Origin of the sequence: Rathayibacter sp. VKM Ac-2929 (assembly GCF_022815495.1) — a bacterium.
Lineage (GTDB): Bacteria > Actinomycetota > Actinomycetes > Actinomycetales > Microbacteriaceae > Rathayibacter > Rathayibacter festucae.
In genome coordinates this window covers 679,816-704,164 of record NZ_JALGRV010000001.1, presented here as the reverse complement: position 1 = coordinate 704,164, position 24,349 = coordinate 679,816, and the positions used below count along the sequence as shown (strand labels likewise).

Here is a 24,349-nt window from a genome sequence, read left to right as displayed (position 1 = left end):
ATGCCACTTGTGCACGCTTTCCACGGCGTGTCGCGTGCACAAGTGGCATCTCGCGGAGGGGGTCAGTCGCCCTTCACGTTGACGAGCTGGCGGAGGGTGTGCCGGATCTCGACGAGGTCGGCAGCATCGGCCATCACCCGGTCGATCGGCTTGTAGGCCGCCGGGATCTCGTCGAGGAAGGCGTCGGTGTCGCGGTACTCGATGCTGGCCATCGCCTCGCGCAGCTGCTCGCGGGTGAAGGCCTTCCGCGCCGCCGACCGCGAGTACTCGCGACCGGCGCCGTGCGGCGACGAGTTCAGCGACATCGCGTCACCGCGCCCCACCACCACGTACGAGGCGGTCCCCATCGAGCCGGGGATGAGCCCCGGCCGTCCGGCGTCGGCCTGGATCGCGCCCTTCCGGCTCACCCAGACGTCGCGGCCGAAGTGGCGCTCCTTCTCGGTGAAGTTGTGGTGGCAGTTGATCCGCTCCCGCTCCTGGACCGCGACGCCGCTCCACTCGGCGAGCTGGCGGATCACCCGGTCCATCATCTCCTCGCGGTTGAGCAGCGCGAACCGCTGCGCCCAGCGCAGCTCGGCGACGTAGCGGTCGAACTGCTCCGTCCCCTCGACCAGGTAGGCGAGGTCGGGGTGCGGCAGCGCGATCCAGTGCCGGTCGCAGTACTCGCGGGCGACCCGGATGTGCGCCGTCGCGATCCGGTTGCCCACGCCTCGCGAGCCGGAGTGCAGGAACAGCCAGACCGCGTCGGTCTCGTCGACGCTCACCTCGATGAAGTGGTTGCCGCTGCCGAGCGAGCCGACCTGCAGCCGCCAGTGCTTCGCCGAGCGCGCCGGGTCGAAGCCCGCCTCGACGGCGAGCGCCTCCAGCTCGGCCACCCGCGGCTCGGCGGTCGCGGCGACCTTGCGATTCGCCGCGCCGGCCGACAGCGGCACCGCCCGCTCGATCTGCCGCCGCAGCTCGCCCAGGTCGCGGCCGGCGAGGTCGCTCCGGGAGAACTGCGTGCGGACGGCGATCATGCCGCAGCCGATGTCGACGCCCACGGCCGCCGGGATGAGCGCGCCGAGGGTCGGGATGACCGAGCCGACCGTCGCTCCGAGTCCGAGGTGGGCGTCGGGCATCAGCGCCAGGTGGGGGTGGATGAACGGCATCTCGGACGCGGTGAGCGCCTGCTGCCGCGCGTTGTCGTCCAGGATGCTCGCCCAGGAGACGAGCCGCTCCGTGATTCTCTGCATGGTCCTTCCTCTCGTGAAGGCCCGGCGGTCGCCGGGATCGGGGTGGGACGCGCTCGGGGCGGCGGGATGCCGCGAGCCGACCGCGAGGCCCCTCCCCTGCAGAGGAGTGCCGACGCACGAGGGCCCCGAGACGACGTCGTCCGGGAGCCCGCGGCGGATGCCTAGGGGTGCCGGACGACGCCGGGCTGGAGGTTCGCGAGATCGCGCTTCGAGCGTTCGAGCTCGACCGCGCCGACGAGGGCGCGGGGGCGATCGGCGACGAGCATCTCGTCACGGGTCGATCGATACGCGGTCACGGGCTGCTCCTTCCGGGCGTCGGGGGTGCGCACTCCGGTGGCGCGCCCGCCGAAGCCAGCAGTGCCGCTGGTGCCGTGCAACCCGGGCGTGTCGCGCGGCGCGGGACGTCGGAACCCATCGGCGAAGGATCCTCCTGCCGTCCAGTGAGCACCTCCCCCTCGAGTCGGAGTCTCCTCCGCATCGCGTGGGCGCTCTCTGGGCGACCCCTCCGTGTCCCCGGATCCGTGACAGCGACAGGAGTAGGCAGGACGGGCAAGGGAGAAGCGAACTCCGCCGATCGTGACAACGAATCCGGCCGCCCGGCGGCCACGAAGAGGTGTACGAAACGATGAGAACCACCCGTCCCACTCCAGTCGCCCAGCGCCCGAGGCGCCTCCTGATCGCAGGGCTCGCCTGCGGCGCCCTCGCCTTCGGGTCGGTCGCCACGGCGCCTGCGGTCTTCGCCGCCGAGGCACCGGTCAGCGCCGCTGCCGCCTCGGCCGCCGCCTGGCCCGTCGTCGCCGAGGGCGAGAACAGCGCCAACGCCCGGACCGTGCAGCACCTGCTGAACGCCGCCGGCGCCTCCGTGGACGCCGACGGCGTCTTCGGCCCCGCCACCGCCGCCGCGGTGACCTCCTTCCAGAGCGCGCGCGGCCTCTCCGCCGACGGCATCGTCGGCGCGCAGACCTGGGCCGCCCTGATCACGACGGTGTCCTCCGGCGACTCCGGCGAGGCGGTCAGCGCGCTCCAGGTGCAGCTGAACAAGGTCGGCGGGAGCCTCACGGTCGACGGCGCGTTCGGCGCCGCGACCCTCGCCGCCGTGAAGAGCGTCCAGTCGGCGGCCGGGCTCGCGGTCGACGGCGTCGTCGGACCGCAGACCTGGCAGTCGCTGGTCGGCGCCGGCTCGGGCACCACGCCCGACCCGGGCCAGCCGGGCGAGACGTTCGCGACCCTCAGCGACGAGCAGCTCGCGAACGTCCGCACGATCATCGCGGAGGGCAAGACCGCCGGCGTCCCCGAGTACGGCTGGGTCGTCGCCATCGCCACGGCGATGCAGGAGTCGCGACTGCGGAACCTCTCCGGTGGCGACCGCGACTCGGTCGGCCTGTTCCAGCAGCGCCCGTCGGCGGGCTGGGGCGACGCGGCCGACCTCGTCGACCCGGTCTACGCCTCGAGGGCGTTCTACGGGGCGGCGAACAGCCCCACCACCAACACCGGCCTGACGGACATCGCCGGCTGGGAGTCGATGTCGGTGACCGAGGCGGCGCAGGCCGTGCAGGTCTCCGCCTACCCGGACGCCTACGCGCAGTGGGAGACCCTGGCGCGCGAGGCCGTCGAGAGCGAGGGATGAGGATCATGAGCACGACGGAGATCAGCACGACGGAGATCAGCACGATCACCAGCACGGCGGCCCCCGAGGCCCGGCACCGGCGGAGCATCGGCGCCCGCGTCCTCGCCGTCGTCACCGCCCTGCTGCTCGCCCTCGGCGTCAGCGTCGGGACCGCGACCAGCGCTCAGGCGGCCGACTGGCCCGTCCTCTCCTCCGGCTCGACCGGGGAGGACGTGACCACCGCGCAGTACCTGCTCCGCTCGTCGGGTCAGTCGCTCGCTGTCGACGGCGCGTTCGGCGCCGGCACGCAGTCGGCGGTCACCTCCTTCCAGTCCGGCGCGGGCCTCGCGGCCGACGGCGTGATCGGCGCGGCCACCTGGGGCGCGCTGACGGTGACCTTGCAGAGCGGCGCCTCCGGAGACGCGGTCAGCGCCGTCCAGACGCAGCTGAACGCGAACGGCGCGTCCGTCGCGGTCGACGGCGCGTTCGGCCCGGCGACCACCGCCGCGGTCCAGAGCTTCCAGGGCACTGCGGGACTGACCGCCGACGGCATCGTCGGGCCGGCCACCTGGAAGGCCCTGATCGCCGGGACCGGCGGCGGCACCACGCCTCCCCCGTCGGGCGACGCCGCCGCGACCGCGCAGGCGATCCTCGACAACCCCGGGATCGAGCTCTACGAGCTGGGCTCGGACGCCGCCTCCACCTCGCTCGCGAACATCCGCGACACGGCCTCCGGCCAGCCCGCGAAGACGAGCCCCGAGGGCGACGCCGGGGTGACCTCGGTCGCGCTGAACCCGGCGATGCTCGATGCGCTGCTGAAGCTGAACACGCAGTACGGCCACACCCTGCGGGTCACCTCCATCGCGGGTGAGGACCACTCCACCGGCTCCGGCCACTACACCGGCGACGCGGTCGACATCGACCTGATCGACGGCGTGCGGGTCTACGAGGGCGCCGACCACCAGGCGATCCAGAACGCCTGCGCCGAGATGGGCGCGACGCTCACGCTCGGCCCCGGCGACGCGGGCCACTCGGACCACGTGCACTGCGAGTTCTGACCCCCGGGACCTCGGTCCCGGTACTCGGAGCCACAGGGGGCGGGCGCTCGATCGGGCGCCCGCCCCCTTCCGTGCGTGAGGCGTAGTCTCGGGAGATGAGTGCATACGTCTCCGCCTTCGACCTGTTCAGCGTGGGGATCGGCCCCTCCAGCTCGCACACGGTCGGCCCGATGCGGGCGGCCCTGGCCCTCGCCGAGCGGCTGCGGGACGCCGGGCTGCTCGACCGGGTGAGCCGCGTGGTCTGCACGCTCTACGGCTCGCTCGGCTCCACGGGCATCGGCCACGGGACGCCGGACGCGATCGTGGCCGGGCTGTCCGGGCTGCACCCGGAGACCTGCGACCCGGAGGAGGTCCGCGGAGCGTGGCGGCGGCTCGACGAGGACGGCGCGATCGCGCTCGCGGGCGAGACGCGCCTGCCGATGACGCGCGAGGACATCGCCTTCGAGCCGCGCACCCGGCTCCCCGAGCACCCCAACGCCCTGACGTTCAGCGTCTGGCTCGGCGACGCGGCGCTGCCCGAGTGGGAGGAGACCTACTACTCGATCGGCGGCGGATTCATCCGCCGGGCCGGCGAGCGCGCCGAGCTGGCCTCGCTCGCTCCGCACCCCTACCCCTTCGTCTCCGCGCTCGACCTGCTCGCGACCTGCGACCGGACCCGCTCGAGCATCGACGAGATCGCCGCCGCGAACGAGCGGGCGCTGCACCCCGGCCTCGACGTCGACGCGCGGCTGGACGCGATCTGGGACGCGATGGCGGCCTGCGTCGAGCACGGCCTGGCGACCGAGGGCGTCCTGCCCGGCGGTCTGGGCGTGCAGCGCCGCGCCTCCGTCCTGCGCGGCCGGCTCGAGGCCTTCGAGGACGACCCGCTGGACCGCGCGCGGGCGACCTCGGTGGAGTGGCTGCACGCGTTCGCCCTCGCGGTCAACGAGGAGAACGCGGCGGGCGGGCGCGTCGTCACGGCGCCGACGAACGGGGCGGCGGGCATCATCCCGGCCGTCGCGCACCACTACCTCCGCTTCGTGCCCGGGGCGGACCGCGCGGGCATCCGGCGGTTCCTGCTCACCGCGACGGCGATCGGCTCGCTCTGCAAGACCAACGCGTCGATCTCCGGCGCGGAAGCCGGCTGCCAGGGCGAGGTCGGCTCGGCCTGCGCGATGGCGGCGGGCGCGCTGTGCGCGGTGCTCGGCGGGACCCCGCGGCAGGTGGAGAACGCGGCCGAGATCGCGATGGAGCACCACCTCGGGCTGACCTGCGACCCCGTCGGCGGGCTGGTGCAGATCCCGTGCATCGAGCGCAACGCGATCGCGGCCTCGACGGCGGTCAGCGCGGCGCGGCTGGCGCTGCACGGCGACGGGACGCACCGGGTCTCGCTCGACACCGTGATCGAGACGATGCGCCAGACGGGCATCGACATGTCCTCGAAGTACAAGGAGACCAGCGAGGGCGGTCTCGCGGTCAACGTCATCGAGTGCTGAGGGCGGCGGTCGGTACCGCAGGAGGGACGGCCGCGCCGAGCGGACTGTGACGCCGGATGAACCACGATGACGCACCGGCCTGCGGAGCGTCGGGGGTCGCGCCTAGCGTGGTGCGGGTGAGCAGCACTGCAGCCCCCTACCTCGCCCGGCCGATCGTCTCGACCCAGTGGCTGGCCGACCAGCTCGGCCGCGAGCACCTCGTCGTGGTCGACGCGAGCGTGCTGCTGGTGACCGGCTTCGACGGCCGGCCCGGCTACCTCGGCGGCGACGAGCAGTACCTCCTCGAGGGCCACGTGCCCGGTGCGGTGTTCGGCGACCTGCTCGCGCAGCTCTCGGATCCGGAGGCGGCCCTCCCCTTCACCCGGCTCGACCCCGAGCGCTTCGCCGCGGCGACGGCCGCCCTCGGTATCGACGACGACTCGGTGGTCGTCGTCTACGACTCCGCGGTCGGCCAGTGGGCGTCGCGCCTGTGGTGGCTCCTGCGCGCCGCCGGGCACGACGCGGTCGCGGTGCTCGACGGCGGACTCAGCGCCTGGCGGCGGGAGGAGCGCCCGATCGAGACCGGTCACGTCGAGCCGCGGACCGCCGCGGGCATCACCGTGCGCCCCGAGCGCCCGCTCTGGATCGACAAGGCCGGCGTCGAGCGCGTCGTCCGCGGCGAGGAGCCGGGCGCCCTGGTCTGCGCCGTGCCGCCGAGGGAGTTCACCGGCGAGCAGGGGCGCCGGCCGCGCCTCGGCCACCTCCCCGGCTCGGTCAGCGTCCCGGCCGTGCGGCTGGTCGACCGCGAGGACAACACGCTCCTCCCGCCGGAGCGGCTGCGGGCGCTCTTCGGCGAGACGCTCCGGGCCGAGCGCATCGTCCTCTACTGCGCGGGCGGGATCGCCGCGACGGCCGACGCGCTCGCGCTCGCCGTCCTCGGTGTCGACACCGCGGTCGTCTACGACGGCTCGCTCCACGAGTGGGCCGCCGATCCCGACGCCCCGCTCGTCGTCACGGCCGCGTGAGCAGCTCCTCCGGGAGCTCGGTCGTCGGCAGCGCGCAGACGAAGGCCTCGCAGGAGTAGGCCGTCGGCAGACCGTCGCGCGACGTCCGGCCCTCGAAGAGCTCGAAGCCCACGCGGGCCCACTCGGCCGCCGCGTCGTCGCTCACCACCGCGAGCACGCCCAGCCCGGTCTCCCGGGCGCCGCGCTGCAGCTGCGCCCGGGAGCCGTCGTCCGGCACGACGACGACCAGCTGCGTGACCGGCTGCGCGAGGCGCCCGGCGAGCGCGAGGATCCCGCCGAACCCCATCGGCTGCCCGAGTGCCCCCGGACCGATGCCCGCGACCACGGCCTCCGCCGCCTCCCGGTAGCGCCGCTCCCCCGTCAGGAGGTACAGCACGTGGGCCGCGTCGGCCGCCGCCGAGAGGCCCGAGGGGTAGGCGCCCTCGGACGGATCCGCCGCCAGCAGCAGCCCGCGCGCGGTGAGCGCCGGGTCCCCACCGCCGGGCAGCGCGAACGGCGGCCAGGACGCGGCCGCGTCCAGCGCCCCGTCGATCAGCGTCCGGGCGACGACCGCGGAGCGGGGCGTCCCCTCGGCGAGCGCCAGCTGCAGCAGCCCGCCGGCGAGCATGCCGAGATCCTCCAGCGCCGGGCGCGCGGCGGAGACGGAGTCGCCGAGCGAGGCGCGGACGCCGACGCGCCCGTCGACGAGGTGCCGCTCCAGGAGGAGATCGGCGGCGTCGCGCGCGGCAGCGATCCAGTCCTCCCGGCCCAGGGCCCGCCCGGCTCGCGCGAGCGCTCCGATCGCCAGCCCGTTCCAGCCGGTGACGACCTTCTCGTCGAGGGCGGGCGGGGTCAGGTCGGAGCGGTCCTCGGCGAGGTAGTAGCCGCCCTCCGAGCGCTGCCCGTCGACGATGCTCTCCGAGTCCTGCGCGCTCGCGAAGCCGCCGCTCGGCCGGCGCAGCGTCGCGAGCAGGAACGACGCGACGCCCTCCGCCACCCCGGCGAGCGCCTCCCGGTCGGTGCCCTCGCGCCCGAGCAGCACCGCCGCCACGTCGAGCAGCTGGGCGTTGTCGTAGAGCATCCGCTCGTAGTGCGGATCGCTCCAGTCCTGGCGGGTGGCGTAGCGGAAGAAGCCGCCGTCGCGATCCCGCAGCGGCGAGCCCGCCAGCGTCAGCAGTGTCCGCTCGGCCAGCTCCGCGCCGTCGTCCCGTGACGCCAGGAACCCGAGCACCGGCGCCACCGGGAACTTCGGCGCCCCGCCGAAACCGCCGTGCACCCGGTCCTCCTCCGCGGCGAGCGCCCCGACGGCCGCCGCGAGCGCCGCGTCGTCCGGGAGCGCGTCTCCCGTGGGCACCACCGACGTCGCCTCCCGCAGCGCGGTGCTGAGCGACCCCGCCGTCGCCTGCACCTCGTCGCGCCGCAGCCGCCACGCCTCCGACACCGCGTCGAGCACGTCCGAGAACGCCGGCACCCCGCCGACGGCCCGCGGCGGGAAGTACGTCCCCGCGTAGAACGTCTCCCCGGCCGGAGTCGTGAACACCGTCAGCGGCCAGCCCAGATTCCGCGTGAACGCACTCGCCGCCGTCAGATAGGCGGTGTCGACGTCCGGATGCTCCTCGCGGTCCACCTTGACCGCCACGAACCCGTCGTTCAGCCGCGCCGCGAGCACCGGATCCGAGAACGACTCCCGCGCCATCACGTGGCACCAGTGGCAGGTCGCGTACCCGATCGACACCAGCACCGGCACGTCCCGGCGCACCGCCTCGGCGAACGCCTCCTCCCCCCACGGCCACCAGTCCACCGGGTTGTCGGCGTGCGAGCGGAGGTACGGACTGACACTGGAGCGGAGTCGTTCGGCCATGCCCTCCACGCTAGACGCGCCGCCCGCCGCCGTCCGGGGCGTTGACAGCCGCCCCCACGCTCGCCCCTCCCCCGGTGGACACCCGCTCCGCGGGTGCCCCCATGCTGATCGAGTAGCCCGCGCAGCGGGCGTATCGAGATCCACCATCGTCAGAAGCCGAGTCTGCAGACCCACCTGCTGACGCCGGCAGGTCTCGATACGCCCCTCTGGGGCTACTCGACCAGCATGACTGCAGCCGCCCCGCTGACGACATCGAGTCTCATCCCGAAGGGATGGACGCCGCCCCTCGCCGCTGTCTCACGCCGAAGGGGTGGACGCGGTGCCTCGTCGCGGCTCCTGGCTCGGGTCTGGCGGGCCCGCCGCAGGCGCGCGGGAAGGAGCCGCGACGAGGCACCGCGTCCACCCCACCCCGCGACGAGGCACCGCCTCCGCCCCAACCCGCACCGAGTGACGCCGACCCGCCCGGAATCGTAGGGTGGCCCGAGCAGGAGAGGCGGGCGGATGCGCACGGAGCAGTCATCGAAGGAGGTCCCCCTCACGCAGTGGAACTGGTTCACGCGGGCGAAGACACCGAGTGAGAGCATCGTGATCGGCATGCTGGTGCTCGCGATCCCCGCCTGGAACCTCGTCGGGGTGTTCGTCGACGGCGTCCAGCTCGGCGTTCGGATCGCCGTCCTCGCCGCACTGACCGTCGTCCTGTTCGGCGTGATGGGCACGCTGATGGCCGTCCGGCACCCGACCCCGTACGCCGACCTGACCGCGCGGACCGTCCGCGTCCGCTCCCGGACGACCCCGTTCGCCGCCTTCACCTCGGCACAGCGACGGCCGACCGTTGGCCGCTCGAAACGCGTCGCGATCGAGCTCCACGCCCCGGCCAGACGATCCTCCTGCAGCTGCGCGACAGCCTAGGACGCCTGACGACCGGCCGGACGCAGGAGGCCGTGCTCGAGCTCCTGCGCGGCAGCAGCATCGAGACGCCCACCTCCCGCGACGACCCGACGGGCCGCTTCGCCGCGGTGAACTTCCCGGCGCACCTCACCCGCGACCAGGCGATCGCCCTGGCGGAGCGCCCCCTGACCGCCCCCGATGTCGGCGCCGGCACGCACTGACCGCGCCGATCCTCCCCCTCGACCCCGTCTCACCCCGAAGGAACGGACGCCTCCCCTCGGCCCCACCCTCGCCCCCGGCGGGGTGGACGCGGTGCCTCGTCGCGGCTCCTGGCTCGGGTCTGGCGGGCGCGCCGCAGGCGCGCGGGAAGGAGCCGCGGCGAGGCACCGCGTCCGCCCCACCCCGCAACGAGGCACCGCGTCCACCCCACCCGTCAGCAGGGCGGACGTCAGCGCTCGAAGAACCAGCCGGTCGGCCGCTGCGGCCCCGACGACGACCCGCCGCCGCTCGCCCGCCGGCCGAAGACCAGGTACGCGATGCTCCCCGCGAACGGGAGGATCACGATCAGCGCCACCCAGCCGACCTTCGCGACCTTCGACAGCCGCCCGTTCGCCAGCACGCCCCGGATCGCGAGGATCAGCAGGACGATGTTGAGGATCACGAGGAGGGACTGCGTGTTCACACTCGGCTCTCTGCTCGGCCCGCTCGGCGCGGGTGGCCGCCCGCGGGATTCCGCCGGGAGACCTGGGCATCATGTCACGGCGCCGTAGGATGGAGGGCTCATGTCAGACGTCCTCAGCATCCGGTATCCTCCCGAACTCCCCGTCTCGGCGCGCAGGGACGACATCGCCGCCGCCATCCGCGACCACCAGGTCGTCATCGTCGCCGGCGCCACCGGCTCCGGCAAGACGACGCAGCTGCCCAAGATCTGCCTCGAGCTCGGCCGCGAGAGCATCGCGCACACCCAGCCCCGCCGCATCGCCGCCCGCACCATCGCCGAGCGCATCGCGGAGGAGCTCGACGACGAGGTCGGCGGGATCGTCGGCTACCAGGTCCGCTTCACCGACAAGGCGAGCGCGTCGACCCGGATCAAGCTGATGACCGACGGCATCCTGCTCAACGAGATGAACCACGACCGGATGCTCAGCCGGTACGACACGATCATCATCGACGAGGCGCACGAGCGCAGCCTCAACATCGACTTCCTGCTCGGCTACCTGCACCGGCTGCTGCCCCGCCGCCCGGACCTCAAGCTGATCATCACCTCCGCCACGATCGACCCGCAGAGCTTCGCCGAGCACTTCCGCGACGCCGCCGGCGAGCCCGCGCCGATCATCGAGGTCTCCGGCCGCACCTACCCCGTCGAGATCCGCTACCGCCCGCTCGTCGCCGAGGAGCCCGAGGAGGAGGACGACACCGACGTCCCCGACGCCACGAGCGGCAGCCGCGATCTGATGACCGGCATCGCCGACGCGCTGGCCGAGCTGGCCCGCGAGGACCAGGGCGACGTCCTCGTCTTCCTCTCCGGCGAGAACGAGATCCGCGACGCCGAGGACGCCATCCGCGGCCGGAACCTCCCCGGCACCGAGGTCCTCCCCCTCTACGGCCGGCTGTCGGCCGCCGATCAGCACCGCGTCTTCGAGCGCGGGCGCACCCCGGGCGTCCGGCGCCGGGTGGTGCTCGCGACCAACGTCGCCGAGACCAGCCTCACCGTGCCCGGCATCCGCTACGTCATCGACGGCGGCACCGCCCGCATCTCGCGCTACAGCGCCCGCTCGAAGGTGCAGCGCCTGCCGATCGAGGCGATCTCGCAGGCGTCGGCGAACCAGCGCTCCGGCCGCTCCGGCCGCACCAGTGCGGGCATCGCGATCCGGCTCTACTCGGAGGAGGACTTCGAGCGCCGCCCCGAGTTCACCGATCCGGAGATCCTGCGCACCGGCCTCGCCGCCGTCATCCTGCAGATGATCTCGCTCGGCCTCGGCGACATCGCCGGCTTCCCGTTCCTCACCCCGCCCGACTCCCGCGGCATCAAGGACGGCCTCGACCTCCTCACCGAGCTCGGCGCCCTCCGCTCCTCCGCCACCCCCGCCGACTCCCCCTCGCGAGATGCCACTTATGAGGGCGACACGCCGAAGAAACCCGTCACAAGTGGCATCTCGCGGGGGGCCGACACGGCGCCTCAGCTGACGAGGATCGGGCGGGATCTCGCGCGGCTGCCGATCGACCCGCGGTTCGGGCGGATGGTGATCGAGTCGCGCAAGCACGACGTCAGCCGCGAGGTGATGGCGATCGTCGCCGGGCTGACGATCCAGGACGTCCGGGAGCGCCCGCTCGAGCGCCGCGCGCAGGCCGACCAGCAGCACGCCCGCTTCGTCGACCCCACCAGCGACTTCCTGACCCTGCTCAACCTCTGGAACTACGTGGAGGAGAAGCAGGCCGAGCTCTCCTCCAGCGCCTTCCGCCGGCTCTGCAAGGCCGAGTACCTCAACTACCTCCGCGTGCGCGAGTGGCAGGACGTCTTCCGCCAGCTGCGCCAGCTGGCCCGGCCGCTGAAGCTCGAGCTCGGCGAGCCGAAGGTCGACCCCGACGGGATCCACCGGAGCCTGCTCGCCGGTCTGCTCTCGCACCTCGGCATCAAGGACACCACCTCGCAGCAGGCGCAGCGCGCGGCGAAGAACCGCGAGCGCCAGAGCGTCCAGTACGTCGGTGCCCGCAACGCGAAGTTCTCGATCTTCCCCGGCAGCGCGCTGGCGAAGAAGCAGCCCGACGCCCTGATGAGCGCGGAGCTGGTCGAGACCAGCAAGCTGTTCGCCCGCTCCAACGCCGCGATCGATCCGGCCTGGGCCGAGGCGATCGCCGGCGACCTGGTGAAGCGGCAGTTCAGCGAGCCGCACTGGGAGAAGGCGCAGGGCGCGGCCGTCGCCTACGAGAAGGTCACGCTCTACGGCGTGCCGATCATCGCCCGGCGCCGGGTGCAGTTCTCCCGGATCGACGCCGGGTACGCCCGCGAGCTGTTCATCCGCCATGCCCTCGTGGAGGGCGAGTGGGACGCGCGGCACGCCTTCGACAGGAAGAACCGGGCCCTGCGCGCCGAGCTCGAGCGCCTCGAGGAGCGCACCCGCCGCCGCGACCTGCTCGTCGACGACGAGGCCGTCTTCGACTTCTACGACCGCCGCGTCCCGCGCGACATCACCTCGGTGCGCTCCTTCGACTCCTGGTGGCGCACCGCGCAGCACGACGAGCCCGACCTGCTGACCATGACGCAGGAGACCCTCCTGCCCGAGGACGCGGAGCAGATCGACGAGACCGCGTTCCCGACCCAGTGGCGCCAGGCCGACCAGCGCTTCCGGCTCTCCTACCGGTTCGAGCCGGGCACCGAGGAGGACGGCGTCACCGTGCACGTGCCGCTCGCGCTGCTGCCGCGCGTCACGCCGCTCGGCTTCGACTGGCTGGTGCCGGGGCTCCGCGCCGAGCTCGTCACCGCGATGATCAAGGCGCTGCCCAAGCACCTGCGCCGGAACGTCGTCCCGGCGAACGACTGGGCGCGCAAGCTCACCGCCGCGCTCCCCCAGGACGTGCCGAACCCGCCGACGGAGTCGTTCGCCGCGACCCTCGCCGGGGCGATCCGCCGCGAGGCCGGCGTCGTGATAGACGCCTCCGACTTCGACCTCGAGCGCATCCCCGCGCACCTCCGGGTCACCTTCGCGATCGCCGACGAGCGCGGCCGCACCGTCGCCGCCGGCAAGGAGCTCGCGCCGCTGGCCGAGCGCCTGCGCGGCCGGGTCCGCGACGAGGTCGCCCGGGTGGTCGAGGCGCGCGTGCCCGACGCCCTCGAGCGCCGCGGCATCAGGACGTGGGACATGGCGGAGCTCCCCCGTGTCACCGACACCCGCCAGGGCGGCAACACGATCCGCGCCTACCCGGCGCTGATCGACGACGGCGACTCCGTCTCGATCCGCCTGCTCGCGACCGCGGAGGACCAGGCGCGCGAGCACCCGCGCGGCGTCCGCCGCCTGCTGCTGCTCGCGACGCCCAGCCCGGTCGCCTACGTGCAGCAGTACCTGACCGCCAACGAGAAGCTCGTGCTCGCGCAGAGCCCGTACCAGAACACGACGGCGCTGTTCGGCGACTGCCTGCTCGCCTGCGTCGACGCGGTGCTCTGGCGGATGAAGCCGGACGGCATGCTCTTCCTCCGCGCCGAGTTCGACGCGGTGCGCGACCGGGTCTCGGGCAGCGTGATGGACTCGATGTTCGAGACCGTGAAGACCGTCACCACGATCCTCACGACGGCGCGCGGCGTCGAGAAGGCGCTCAAGGCGTCCACGAGCATGGCGCTGCTCCCGGCGCTGACCGACGCCCGCGAGCAGCTGACCGGGCTCGTGCACCCCGGCTTCGTCTCCGCGACGGGACTCGAGCGGCTCCGGCACCTGCCGCGCTACCTCGCCGGCATCACCGAGCGCTTCGGCAAGATCGGCGAGAACGTCGGCCGCGACCGGGTCTGGCTGAACGAGGTGCAGGCGGCGCAGGAGCTCTACCGCTCCGCGGGCGGCACGATCCCGCTGCCGCCGCACGCTCCGGAGCGTCTCGTGCGCGCCCGCTGGCTGATCGAGGAGCTGCGGATCAGCTTCTTCGCGCAGAGCCTGGGCACCGTCGAGAGCGTCTCCCTGCAGCGGATCCGGAAGGTCCTCGCGGGCTGACCGGGGCCGCCGGCGGCCGGTTCGGCGGACGACGCCGGCGGGCCGCCGCGGGCCGCTAGTGTCGTCCGGTGGGCAGCTACACCGAACTCCTGAGAACTCCCGGCGTGGGTCGCATCATCGCGGCCCAGCTCACCGCGCGCTTCCCGTTCGGGATGCTCTCGCTCGCGTTCCTCCTGCACGTCGAGCGCGTGCACGACTCCTACGCCGCGGCCGGCCTGGTGCTCGGCTCGATGTCGATCGGCCAGGCGATCGCCGGCCCGCTGACCAGCCGCCTGATGGGCCGGCTCGGGATGCGGCGGGTGCTCACCGCCACCCTCGTCGTCTGCGCGGCCGCGATCATCGCGATGGCGCTGCTGCCGCTGGAGATCTGGCAGTTCGTCGTCATCGGCTTCGTCGCGGGCCTCAGCATGCCGCCCGTGCAGCCGGCGGTCCGGACGATCTACCCGAAGATGGTGCCCAGCTCGCAGCTGACCCCGCTGTTCTCCCTCGACGCCTCGGCGCAGGAGATCATCTGGGTGCTCGGCCCGGTGCTGACGACGTTCGTCTCGATCCAGATCTCGACCGTCGCGGGCATCCTGACCGCCGCGTTCTTCCTCGTCGGCGGCGGCATCTGGTTCATCGCCTCACCCGAGGTCGGCAGGGTGCGCATCCCGCGCTCGCGTCGGAAGCTCGGCGTCGTGCTGACCAAGCCGCCGGTGCTGCTCGCGACCGTCGTCGGCTTCCTGCTGGTCGGCGCCTGCGCCGCGGTCGAGGCCGGCGTCGTGGCGGTCTTCGGCGAGGGCGGCGTGGAGTCGGGCGTCGTCCTGGCGGTCTTCGCGGCGGGCTCGCTCGTCGGCGGCCTCACCCTCGGCCACATCCCGATCAGCCGCTGGGCGACCGCGCGGCGGATGCTGATCGTCACCGTCGGCATGGGCCTCGCGGCGTTCTCGACCGATTTCTGGTGGCTCTCGATCACGCTGTTCCTGGCCGGCGTCGGCATCGCACCGGCCCTGGCCGCGCTCTTCACGATCACGGCCGCGAGCGTGAAGTTCTCGGACACGGCCGAGGCCTACGGCTGGGTCGGCACCGGGCAGCTGATCGGCGCGGCGCTCGGCTCGGCGATCGCGGGCGTGCAGATCGACCGATCCGGCCCGACGGCCGCGATCGTGGTCGCCGCGGTGTTCGCCTTCGTCGGCTTCGTCGTCCCGGCGCTCGGCCGCCGCTTCCACCCGGACCTCCGCGGCCGCGACGCGAGCCCGCTGCCGGACACCGAGCCGGTGGAGCTGCCGACCTGAGTCGGCTTCCCCGACGTCGCTCTCGCGGAGGCGTCTCCCACTCGGCTCGGACCCCGCTCCCTTGAGGCTCCCAGGCGCGCCCCCCTAGGGTGGGGCTCGCACGGGACGGAGGGGCTGCCGATGGCACTGCGCGACGACGCGGAGGAACTCGTCCGCCAGCATCAGCGCGAGGCGGAGGAGGCGCACGTCCTCGACCCCTGGGCCGACCCCGAGACGCCCGAATGGGCGGGCGAGCTCGCCGCGGCGCTCTGGCAGGGCTCGTTCCGCCCCAGCCCCGTCTACTACCGCGCGGAGGACCCCTCGCACGCCTGGCGCGGACCGCATCCGATCCGGGTGCACCACCTCGGCTTCGGCTGGCAGATCACGGCCCGGCGCCTGCGGGCCGGCGCGATCGTGCCGAGCACCGTCGTCCTGCTCGAGACCGGCACGCTCTGGCTCGGTCTCGGGCCCGCTCGCCGACCGGGCCGCGGACTGCGCGCCCTCGGCGAGCAGGGCCTCGTCGACGGCCTCCAGCCCGGACACGACGACTACTTCGCCGTCCGCCGCTTCGTGCACACCAGCCAGGCCGCGCGCGACGACCGACGCCTCCTCTTCGGCGTCGCCGGCCTCGCCGCCCTGATCGAGGACACCGTCCGCGTCGGCCCGCACGGCGAGCTGCACTGGCACCTCTGACCCCTCCCGCGAGATGCCACTTGTGACCGGCTTTCGCGGCGTGTCGTGCGCACAAGTGGCATCTCGCGGAGGGGGAAGAATGGGGGGATGAGCGTTCCCCTTCTCCCCCTCAACGACGGGCGGGCGATCCCGCAGGTCGGGCTCGGCGTCTACAAGATCGGCGACGACGAGGCGGCCCGCACGGTCGCCACGGCGCTGGAGGCCGGCTACCGGCACATCGACACGGCGACCCTCTACGGCAACGAGCGCGGCGTCGGCGAGGGGATCCGCGCCAGCGGCCTCCCCCGGGAGCAGGTCTTCGTCACCACCAAGGTCTGGAACGACGACCACGGCTTCGACGAGACGCTCGAGGCCTTCGACCGCAGCCTCGAGCTCCTGGGCACCGACTACGTCGACCTCTACCTCGTGCACTGGCCGATCCCCTCGCGCGACCGCTACGTCGACACCTACCGCGCGCTGGAGCGGATCCGCCAGGAGGGCAGGGCGCGCTCGATCGGCGTGTCCAACTTCGCGATCGAGCACCTCGAGCGGCTGCTCGGCGAGACCGAGGTCGTGCCCGCGATCAACCAGGTCGAGCTGCACCCGCGGCTCCCCCAGGACGAGCTGCGCGCCTTCGACGCCGCGCACGGCATCGTGACCCAGGCCTGGTCGCCGCTGGCCCGCGGCCGCCTGCTCGACGAGCCCGTGCTCGCCTCGATCGCCGCGAAGCACGGCGTCTCGCCCGCGCAGGTCGTGCTGCGCTGGCACGTGCAGCTCGGAGTCGTCGTGATCCCGAAGTCGGTGACGCCCGCGCGGATCCGGGAGAACCTCGACGTGTTCGGGTTCGCCCTCGACGCGGAGGATCTGGCAGGAATCAGTGCCCTCGCGACCGGCGAGCGTACCGGCCGCGACCCGAGCCTCGACTGACGCGCCCTAGCCTGGCGGCATGACGACGCGAGCCCCGGAGACGAGAACCGCCCTCTTCCTGCACGGACTCGGCGGCGCCTCCGGCACCTGGTGGCGGGTCGCCGAGGCGCTGACCGGTGCCGGCTGGAGCGTGACGGCACCGGATCTGCGCGGGCACGGTGCGGGCGCCCGCGGCGGGTCGTCCCGGCACGACGACTACACCGACGACGTGCTCGCCCTGCGAGCTCCGTCCGGCACCTGGGACCTGGTGGTCGGCCACTCCCTCGGCGGAGCGGTGGCGGTGCGGGCGGCGGCGCGCGACACCGGCTGGGCCGCCCGGCTGGTGCTGCTCGACCCGGTGCTGCAGCTGCCGGCCGAGTCGCGGGCGGAGGTGCGCGCGGAGGAGCTCGCCGCCCTCACCGTCACCGCAGACGAGCTCGCCGCCGCCGAGCCGCACTGGGACGAGCGCGACCGCGCGGAGAAGCTCCGCGCCGCGCACGCCGCCGATCCGGCCGCCGTCGCAGCGACCGTCGACGACAACGACCCCTGGGACCTGCTCGCGGACGTCCCGACCCTGCGGGCGCCGGCGTTCGTGCTCGCGGGCGACCCGCAGGTGTTCACGTTCTTCCCGCCGTCCCTCGCCGCACAGGTCCTCCGCGCGAACCCGCGCATCCGCTACGCGGTGGTCGCCGGAGCCGGCCACAGCCCGCACCGCGACCAGCCTGCGGAGACGATCGCGATGCTCCGCGAGTGGGCCGAGAGCGACGCGACGGCCTGAGACGCGCTCCGGCCGCGGCCGGCCGTCCGTGTTTCCACCGGGTGACAAGTGCCGCGAAGGGGTGTCATTCGCGCGCGACCTGTGAATACGCTCGCAGAGGGCACCGCCGCTTCTCAGCACAGCGAGGGCGACGGAGGCCGTCGGTCCGACGGCCGCCGCCCTCGACGAAAGGGACCACCTGTGGCTACCACCACTGAAGACACCTCCGGCGCACGACGTCGGCGTCCGCTCCTCGGCTCGGCCGCGATGATCGGCGCCGGCGCGCTGGTCGCCGGCTTCGCCTTCGCTCCAGCGGCGAACGCCGTCGAGCCCGTCGACTTCGCCGATGCGGTGACCGTCGACGGCATCATGAACCACCTCGAGGCCTTCCAGGCGATCGCGGACGCCAACGACGGCAACCGCGCGATCGGCACCGAGGGCTACGAGCAGAGCGGCCAGTACGTCGAGGCCGTGCTGAAGGCCGCCGGCTACACCACCGAGCGCCAGGACTTCACCACCACCACCCAGACGATCGACGAGTTCTCGCTGACCACGACCCCCGCGGTCGAGGGCATCCCGATGTCGTTCACCCCCTCCACCCCCGAGGGCGGCGTCACGGGCGAGCTGATCCAGCCGGTCGACCCGCTGGGCTGCGACGCGGACGCCTGGGCCGGGCTCGACGCGACCGGCAAGGTCGCCCTGGTCAGCCGCGGCACCTGCAGCTTCTCGGAGAAGTCGGCCGCCGCCGGCGCCGCCGGGGCGTCGGCCGTGATCATCTACAACAACGCTCCCGGTGAGGCGCTCAACGGCACGCTCGGCGCGCCCGACGACAGCTACATCCCGTCGGTCGGTGTGACGCTCGAGGAGGGCCAGTCGCTGATCGCGGCGCTGCCCAGCACGGCGACGCTGGTGATCGAGCAGACGACCACCGACACCGACACCTTCAACATCATCACCGAGACGCCCGGCGGCGACCACGACAACGTGGTCATGCTCGGCGCGCACCTCGACGGCGTGCCCGAGGGCCCCGGCATCAACGACAACGGCTCGGGATCGGCCACGCTCCTCGAGACCGCCGTCCAGCTCGCGGACGCGGGCGAGACCACCAACGCCGTGCGCTTCGCCTGGTGGGGCGCCGAGGAGGTCGGGCTCGTCGGCTCGTACACCTACGTCGACTCGCTCTCGGAGGAGGAGGCCGGCGACATCGCGACCTACCTGAACTTCGACATGGTCGCCTCGCCGAACTACGTCGTCTCGGTCTACGACGCGAACGAGTCCACCTACGAGGCCCCGGTCGAGGTGCCCGCGGGCTCCATCGCCACCGAGAAGGCGTTCACGGACTACTTCGACTCGATCGACCAGCCGTGGATCGACACCGCGTTCGACGGCCGCAGCGACTACGACGGCTTCATCTCCGCCGGCATCCCGGCCTCGGGCCTGTTCACCGGAGCGGACGACATCAAGACCGAGGAGGAGGCCGCGCTCTTCGGCGGCACCGTCGGCATCGCGCACGACCCGAACTACCACTCGGCCGGCGACGACCTGGCGAACATCAACCAGGAGGCGCTGGGCATCACCTCGAAGGCGATCGCCTTCGTGACCGCCTCGTTCGCCGAGGACACCTCCGCGATCGACGCCGAGAAGGACCCGACCACGCCGGAGCCGGAGCCCACCACCCCGCCGTTCGTGCTCCCCACCAAGGAGCAGGTCCTCGGGCTGATCGCCGCCGGCCTCTCGCCGCGCGAGATCGCGGCCGAGCTCGGCATCACCGAGGCGATCGCGCGTCCCTACGTGCAGCAGATCATCGACCGCTACGGCATCACCGACCGGGCGAGCGCTGAGCGCCTGATCCGCGAGTACCTCGCCGACCGCGGCGTGCTCATCGGCGCGTAGCCACCGCACCACCCGAGGCGTCCCGTTCCGGTCGACGCGTCCCGCTCCGGCAGGACGCCTCGACGGGGGCGGGACGCCTCACCCGTTCTCGGCGGGCCGCCGCCGACCCGGACCGCTCGCACTGAACGACGGATGTCGTTGATACCCTCGCGAGCGATGGAGCCTTCCTGGATCGTCGTCGTGGCCGCGGGCGAGCGGACCGGCGAGCCCGCCGTCCGGCCGCGGCGCGTGTTCGCCGGCGTGATCGCCGTCGCCCTGCTCCTGATCCTCGGCATCAGCGCCCTCGACGTCCAGGCTGCGCGGACGCTCGCGGAGTCCGAGGCCGTCGCCGACGCCTCCGACACCGCCGATCTCCTCGCGGAGGTGATCGTCGAGCCGGCTCTCGCGGACGCCGTGCTCACCGGCGACGCGGCGGCGCTGGAGCTCGTCGACCGCGAGGTCCGGGCGCACGTGCTCGACGACTCCCTCGTGCGCGTGAAGCTCTGGGACCGCTCGGGCCGCATCCTCTACTCCGACGACCGGCGCCTGGAGGGGCGGACCTTCACCCTGGACGAGGACGATCTCGAGGCCTTCGCCGACGTCGCGGTGCACGCCGAGGTCTCCGACCTGCAGGCCCCGGAGAACGTGTACGAGCGCGACAGCGGACGCCTCCTCGAGGCCTACCGGACCGTGCGGACGCCGTCGGGGACTCCGCTCCTGTTCGAGAGCTACTTCCGCTACGACGAGGTCGTCGAGCGCAGCGGCGAGCTCTGGCGCAGCTTCGCCGTCATCTCGATCGCGAGCACCGTGCTGCTGGTGCTCGTGCTGCTGCCGGTGCTCGCGCGCCTGCTCGCGCTGATCGGGCGGTCGCGGCGGAGTCGCGAGGCACTGCTGCAGCGCGCCCTCGACGCCTCGGCGGACGAGCGCCGGCGGATCGCGGCGACCGTCCACGACGGTGCCGTGCAGGACCTCGTCGCCGCCTCCTTCGCCGTGCACGGGCGGGCGGAGCGGGCCGAGGCGGACGGCGATCCCGCCCTCGCCGCGGATCTCCGCGAGGTCGCCGCGACCGTCCGCACCGGCCTCGGCGGTCTGCGGTCGCTGCTCGTCGACATCTACCCGCCGAGCCTCGCCGACGCGGGGCTCGCGGCAGCTCTGGAGGATCTCGCCGTCACGACCCGCGCGCGCGGACTGGACGTGGTGGTCGAGGCGCCGCCGCGCACCGGCCTGACCGCGGACGACGAGCGGCTCCTCTACCGGGTCGCGCACGAGGCGCTGACGAACGCGGTCAAGCACTCCGGCGCGCGGAGCGTCCTCGTCCGGCTGCGGCGCGCAGGCGATCGCACGGGCCGCTCGGTCGCGCTCGACGTCGTCGACGACGGGTGCGGCTTCGACGCGGCGACGGCGCTCGCGCATCCGGAAGCGGGACACCTCGGGCTGAGCATTCTGCGCGATCTCGCCCGCGAGCGCGGCGCCGAGCTGCGCCTCCTGACCGCTCCAGGCCGGGGGACGCACTGGCGACTGGAGCCGGCGCCGTGATCCGCGTCCTGATCGTCGACGATCATCCGCTCGTCCGCGCGGGCCTCGCCGCGCTGATCTCGAGCGCGCCGGACCTGCTGCTCGTCGGGCAGGCGGGCAGCGGCGAGGAGGCGCTCGGATCGGCGGCGGAGTCCGCGCCCGACGTCGTCCTGATGGACCTGTCGATGCCGGGCATGGACGGCATCGAGGCGACCGCGCGGATGCTCGCCCTGCACCCGGCGATCCGCGTCGTGGTCCTGACCTCGTTCGACGACCGGGGCCGCGTCCTCGCCGCGCTGCGGGCGGGTGCCCAGGGGTACCAGCTCAAGGACGCCGACCCCGCCGTGGTGCTCGACGCGGTCCGCTCGGCGTCGGCGGGGCACGCCCCGCTGGATCCTCGGGCGGCCCGGGCTCTGCTGCCGGGCGGCGCCGGTGCCGCCCTGCCCGCGCTCAGCACTCGCGAGGAGCAGGTGCTGCGGCTGATCGCCTCCGGCCGAGCGAACAAGGAGATCGCGCGAGAGCTCGGGATCGCGGAGCGGACGGTCAAGGTGCACGTCGGGCACGCCTTCACGCGCATCGGCGTGCGCGATCGCACGAGCGCCGCGCTGTGGGTGCGCGACCACCTGCCCGGGTACTAGTACCAAGGTCCGATTGCCGCGCGGCGCGGCGCGGGCGAGGGTTGCCTCCTACCCGCACCGGCCCAGCGCCGGTCGACAGGAAGGCCACGATGTCCCCGCTCAGCAGAACCGCCCGCACTGCGGCGATCGCCGCGATCGCACTGCTCCTCACCGGCCTCGCGGCCTCGCCCGCGCAGGCCAAGACCTCGTCCGTCGGAGGCGACTACTCCGTCACCGTGAACGGCACCACCTACGACCCGGCCGCCGGCAAGGACGTGAAGCTCAAGGACGTCGCCGTCTCCGGGACCATCGCCGTGCGCGGCGTCAACAACCGCTTCGACCTCCGCGTGTCGACGCTGGGCGTCTACGACTACACGCTCACCGGCGCCCCCGACACGCAGCGGATGGTCACCTCGCCGACGGTGGTCTTCGCGTCCAAGGTGCCGACGCTCACCGCGGCGCAGCTCGCGGGCGCGCGGCTCGACTCGCTGGAGGTGAAGGACGACACCCTGGTGGTGATCCTCCGGACCGCGGCCGGCAAGCTCAAGGTGCAGGCGAAGGACGGCGCGCAGGGCGGCATCTTCCAGATGGAGCCCGAGTTCGCCGGGAACGTCGAGCTCGTGCACACACTCGGCCCCGGGCTGTTCTACTTCGTCAACAGCTTCACCGGCAAGATCAACTTCGGCAGCGGAGTCGACGCAGTGACCCCGGCCCAGAGCGCGACGGGCTACCACTCGATGCTGCTCGGCAAGGACAGCCCGCAGGTCGCCACGAAGACCTTCCAGAGCGGCACGGTCACGAAGTGGACCGTCGCCTCGGGTGGCCGCCTCGGCGGGGTGCTCGGCGAGGACGCCGTCGAGCTCTCGCAGGGAGCGACCAACTGCACGAGCCAGTGCCAGGCGCAGAACCGCATCAACGGCTCGCTGCCCGTTCCGCCGGACCCCGTGAACCCGACCCCGATCGGCTGAGCCGACCCGGACGCCCGAGGCGTCCCGTCCCCGTCGAGGAGTCCCGCTGCTGCTGGACGCCTCGACGGGAACGGGACGCCTCACGCGTTCCCTGCGTCCGCTTCCGAGCGATCGGGCCCGCGTCAGGGACGGCGGGCGCGGGCGAAGGCCTCCTCGACGTCCTCGTCCGGGTCGGCGAGGAGGCGGAGGGTCGCGAGGGCGTGGAAGCGGCGGGGGTCCTCCTCCGAGCGCGCGGCGGCCTCGAGGACGGGGGCCGCGGCGTCGCCGAGCATCAGCAGCGCGCGGGTGAGGGCGCGCTGGTCCGGGCGGTCGCGCTCGCCGAGGTGCTCCGCGAGCTGCCGGGCCAGCGCGGGCCTCTCGGAGTCCGAGGCGAGCCGGGCGGCGGTGCGCCAGGCCGCGTGCGCGACCGCGGGATGCTCGTCGTGCAGCAGCGCGGGCGTGATCGCCGGGAACGCGCGCGGATCGCCGACCTTCGACAGCGTGTGCAGCGCCTGGCTGCGGGCCTGCGGCGTCTTGGACTCGAGCTCGGGCAGCAGCAGGTCGACGGTGACCGCCGGATCGTGGCGGGTGAGCGCCCAGGTCAGCATCTCGCGCACACCGAAGTCGGGCTCGACGGCGCAGCGCTCCACCAGCACCGCGGCGTACTCCTCGGCGGGCCGCGTGCCGGCCGTCATCGCCGCCTGCAGCCGGGACGACGCGTCGGGGGCAGTCAGGGCGGCGCGGAGCCTGTCGGCGGGCCGGTTCTCGTCAGTCATCGCCATCCATTCGACACCCGCCGCCCGAAAGGACGTCGAGTGCCGCCCTCCGTCCCCTGCCGCGAGATGCCACTTGTGACCCGATTCCTCGGCGTGTCGCGTGCACAAGTGGCATCTCGCGGGAGGGGCGGGGCTTCCCGCCGCGGTGGCGCACGGTGTTCACTGGGGCCATGCGAGCCATCTGGAAGGGCGCGATCACCTTCGGCCTGGTCAACGTGCCGGTGAAGATCTACAGCGCGACCGAGGACCACGACGTCCCCCTGCACCAGGTGCACGACAAGGACGGCGGCCGGATCCGCTACGCCCGCAAGTGCGAGATCTGCGGCGAGGTCGTCACCTTCGACCACATCGACAAGGCCTACGACGACGGCGAGCGCACGGTCGTGCTCACCAAGGACGAGCTGAAGGCGCTGCCGGAGGAGCGCGACCGCGAGATCGACGTCGTGCAGTTCGTGCCGAGCGAGCAGGTCGACCCGATCATGTTCGACCGCGCCTACATCCTCGAGCCGGACTCCTCCTCCCCCAAGGCCTACGTGCTGCTGCGCCGCACCCTCGAGGAGACCGACCGCACCGCGATCGTCGAGTTCGCCCTGCGGCAGAAGACCCGGCTGGCGGCGCTGCGCGTGCGCGGCAAGCTGCTGATGCTGCAGACGCTGCTCTGGGCCGACGAGGTGCGCGAGGTCGAGTTCCCGTCGCTCGAGGGCACCACCCGGATCGCCGCCCGCGAGCTGGAGATGTCCTCGCACCTGGTCGACTCCTACTCGGAGGACTTCGACGCGTCGAAGTTCCAGGACTCCTACCAGGCCGAGCTGCGCACCCTCATCGACGCGAAGATCGAGCAGGGCGACGCCCTCGACACCTCCGCCACCTTCGGCGAGAAGCCCGAGGAGGAGGGCGGCGGCGAGGTGCTCGACCTGATGGAGGCGCTGAAGCGCTCGGTGGAGCGCAGCCGCGGCGCGAAGGCGGGGGCGTCCGCGGACTCCGAGGAGAAGGCGCCGGCGAAGAAGCGGGCGACGAGGAAGAAGGCGGACGAGGACGCCTCCGCCGACGAGGGCTCGGCGCCGAAGAAGACCGCCGCCAAGAAGGCGCCGGCGAAGAAGAGCGCCGCGAAGACCGACGACGAGAAGGCCGCTCCGAAGAAGATCACCCCGAAGAAGAAGCCCGCCGCGAAGAAGGCGGCTTCGACGGCCGAAGCTGAGGAGGAGAAGGCGGCGTCCTGAGCCCGAGCGGCCCG

General features: G+C 73.3%; 21 protein-coding genes. 16 read left to right on the top strand and 5 right to left on the bottom strand.

What is annotated here, in order from left to right; all coding sequences use genetic code 11:
* Positions 1 to 62: 62 nt before the first annotated feature.
* Positions 63 to 1,232, bottom strand: a complete 1,170-nt coding sequence (locus MT355_RS03095) for an RtcB family protein (protein ID WP_243598487.1) — start codon at positions 1,230 to 1,232, stop codon at positions 63 to 65.
* Positions 1,233 to 1,393: 161 nt separating this feature from the next.
* On the bottom strand, positions 1,394 to 1,528 hold the full coding sequence (locus MT355_RS21155) for a hypothetical protein (RefSeq protein ID WP_279391999.1): 135 nt from the start codon (positions 1,526 to 1,528) through the stop codon (positions 1,394 to 1,396).
* Between the two features lie 329 nt (positions 1,529 to 1,857).
* Between MT355_RS21155 and MT355_RS21150 the strand changes: the two genes are divergently transcribed.
* The 4 genes from MT355_RS21150 to MT355_RS03070 all read left to right on the top strand — a co-directional run bounded on the left by MT355_RS21150 (position 1,858) and on the right by MT355_RS03070 (position 6,375).
* Positions 1,858 to 2,859 carry a peptidoglycan-binding protein gene (locus tag MT355_RS21150; protein ID WP_279391998.1) on the top strand — a complete coding sequence of 334 codons (1,002 nt, stop codon included), beginning with the start codon at positions 1,858 to 1,860 and terminating at the stop codon, positions 2,857 to 2,859.
* 5 nt (positions 2,860 to 2,864) lie between these two features.
* On the top strand, positions 2,865 to 3,896 hold the full coding sequence (locus MT355_RS03080) for a peptidoglycan-binding protein (RefSeq protein ID WP_243598486.1): 1,032 nt from the start codon (positions 2,865 to 2,867) through the stop codon (positions 3,894 to 3,896).
* A 95-nt stretch (positions 3,897 to 3,991) separates the two neighbouring features.
* Positions 3,992 to 5,371 carry an L-serine ammonia-lyase gene (locus MT355_RS03075; protein ID WP_243598485.1) on the top strand — a complete coding sequence of 460 codons (1,380 nt, stop codon included), beginning with the start codon at positions 3,992 to 3,994 and terminating at the stop codon, positions 5,369 to 5,371.
* A gap of 116 nt (positions 5,372 to 5,487) precedes the next feature.
* Positions 5,488 to 6,375, top strand: coding sequence for a rhodanese-like domain-containing protein (locus MT355_RS03070; RefSeq protein WP_243598484.1), 888 nt, complete (start codon positions 5,488 to 5,490; stop codon positions 6,373 to 6,375).
* Here the strand turns inward: MT355_RS03070 and MT355_RS03065 are convergent.
* A complete protein-coding gene (locus tag MT355_RS03065) occupies positions 6,362 to 8,215 on the bottom strand; it encodes a thioredoxin domain-containing protein (protein WP_243598483.1) in 1,854 nt (617 codons plus the stop codon). The two genes, MT355_RS03070 and MT355_RS03065, sit on opposite strands and share 14 nt — an antisense overlap.
* A gap of 501 nt (positions 8,216 to 8,716) precedes the next feature.
* On the opposite strand from MT355_RS03065, the gene MT355_RS03060 reads away from it, so the two are divergent.
* Positions 8,717 to 9,124 (top strand): hypothetical protein, encoded by a 408-nt coding sequence (locus MT355_RS03060; RefSeq protein WP_243598482.1) that lies wholly within the window; start codon positions 8,717 to 8,719, stop codon positions 9,122 to 9,124.
* 32 nt (positions 9,125 to 9,156) lie between these two features.
* Positions 9,157 to 9,324, top strand: coding sequence for a hypothetical protein (locus tag MT355_RS03055; RefSeq protein ID WP_243598481.1), 168 nt, complete (start codon positions 9,157 to 9,159; stop codon positions 9,322 to 9,324).
* A 227-nt stretch (positions 9,325 to 9,551) separates the two neighbouring features.
* On the opposite strand, the gene MT355_RS03050 is transcribed toward MT355_RS03055, so the two are convergent.
* Positions 9,552 to 9,785, bottom strand: coding sequence for a PLD nuclease N-terminal domain-containing protein (locus MT355_RS03050; RefSeq protein ID WP_123705161.1), 234 nt, complete (start codon positions 9,783 to 9,785; stop codon positions 9,552 to 9,554).
* 100 nt (positions 9,786 to 9,885) lie between these two features.
* Between MT355_RS03050 and hrpA the strand changes: the two genes are divergently transcribed.
* The 9 genes from hrpA (at position 9,886) to MT355_RS03005 (ending at position 22,360) form a co-directional block, all read left to right on the top strand.
* Complete coding sequence (gene hrpA / locus MT355_RS03045; protein WP_243598480.1) at positions 9,886 to 13,800, top strand: ATP-dependent RNA helicase HrpA; 3,915 nt, start codon at positions 9,886 to 9,888, stop codon at positions 13,798 to 13,800.
* Between the two features lie 68 nt (positions 13,801 to 13,868).
* Positions 13,869 to 15,074, top strand: coding sequence for an MFS transporter (locus MT355_RS03040; RefSeq protein ID WP_243598479.1), 1,206 nt, complete (start codon positions 13,869 to 13,871; stop codon positions 15,072 to 15,074).
* Positions 15,075 to 15,194: 120 nt separating this feature from the next.
* Positions 15,195 to 15,746 (top strand): hypothetical protein, encoded by a 552-nt coding sequence (locus MT355_RS03035; RefSeq protein WP_123447651.1) that lies wholly within the window; start codon positions 15,195 to 15,197, stop codon positions 15,744 to 15,746.
* An 87-nt stretch (positions 15,747 to 15,833) separates the two neighbouring features.
* Positions 15,834 to 16,652: an aldo/keto reductase gene (locus MT355_RS03030; protein ID WP_243598478.1), complete on the top strand. Its 819-nt coding sequence runs from the start codon at positions 15,834 to 15,836 to the stop codon at positions 16,650 to 16,652.
* A 19-nt stretch (positions 16,653 to 16,671) separates the two neighbouring features.
* The gene (locus MT355_RS03025) at positions 16,672 to 17,409 is read left to right on the top strand and encodes an alpha/beta fold hydrolase (protein ID WP_243598477.1); all 738 of its coding nucleotides are present in this window, start codon (positions 16,672 to 16,674) and stop codon (positions 17,407 to 17,409) included.
* A 180-nt stretch (positions 17,410 to 17,589) separates the two neighbouring features.
* The gene (locus MT355_RS03020) at positions 17,590 to 19,281 is read left to right on the top strand and encodes a M28 family peptidase (protein WP_243598476.1); all 1,692 of its coding nucleotides are present in this window, start codon (positions 17,590 to 17,592) and stop codon (positions 19,279 to 19,281) included.
* A 156-nt stretch (positions 19,282 to 19,437) separates the two neighbouring features.
* A complete protein-coding gene (locus MT355_RS03015; RefSeq protein WP_243598475.1) occupies positions 19,438 to 20,796 on the top strand; it encodes an ATP-binding protein in 1,359 nt (452 codons plus the stop codon).
* Positions 20,793 to 21,413, top strand: a complete 621-nt coding sequence (locus tag MT355_RS03010) for a response regulator transcription factor (protein WP_243598474.1) — start codon at positions 20,793 to 20,795, stop codon at positions 21,411 to 21,413. Before MT355_RS03015 ends, MT355_RS03010 begins: the two co-directional genes overlap by 4 nt.
* Before the next feature lie 89 nt (positions 21,414 to 21,502).
* Entirely contained in the window at positions 21,503 to 22,360 is an 858-nt protein-coding gene (locus MT355_RS03005) for a hypothetical protein (RefSeq protein ID WP_243598473.1), read from the top strand.
* A 122-nt stretch (positions 22,361 to 22,482) separates the two neighbouring features.
* Here MT355_RS03005 and MT355_RS03000 read toward each other — a convergent pair whose 3' ends face one another.
* Positions 22,483 to 23,115, bottom strand: a complete 633-nt coding sequence (locus MT355_RS03000) for a HEAT repeat domain-containing protein (RefSeq protein WP_243598472.1) — start codon at positions 23,113 to 23,115, stop codon at positions 22,483 to 22,485.
* 170 nt (positions 23,116 to 23,285) lie between these two features.
* Between MT355_RS03000 and MT355_RS02995 the strand changes: the two genes are divergently transcribed.
* On the top strand, positions 23,286 to 24,335 hold the full coding sequence (locus MT355_RS02995; RefSeq protein WP_243598471.1) for a Ku protein: 1,050 nt from the start codon (positions 23,286 to 23,288) through the stop codon (positions 24,333 to 24,335).
* Positions 24,336 to 24,349 lie beyond the last annotated feature (14 nt).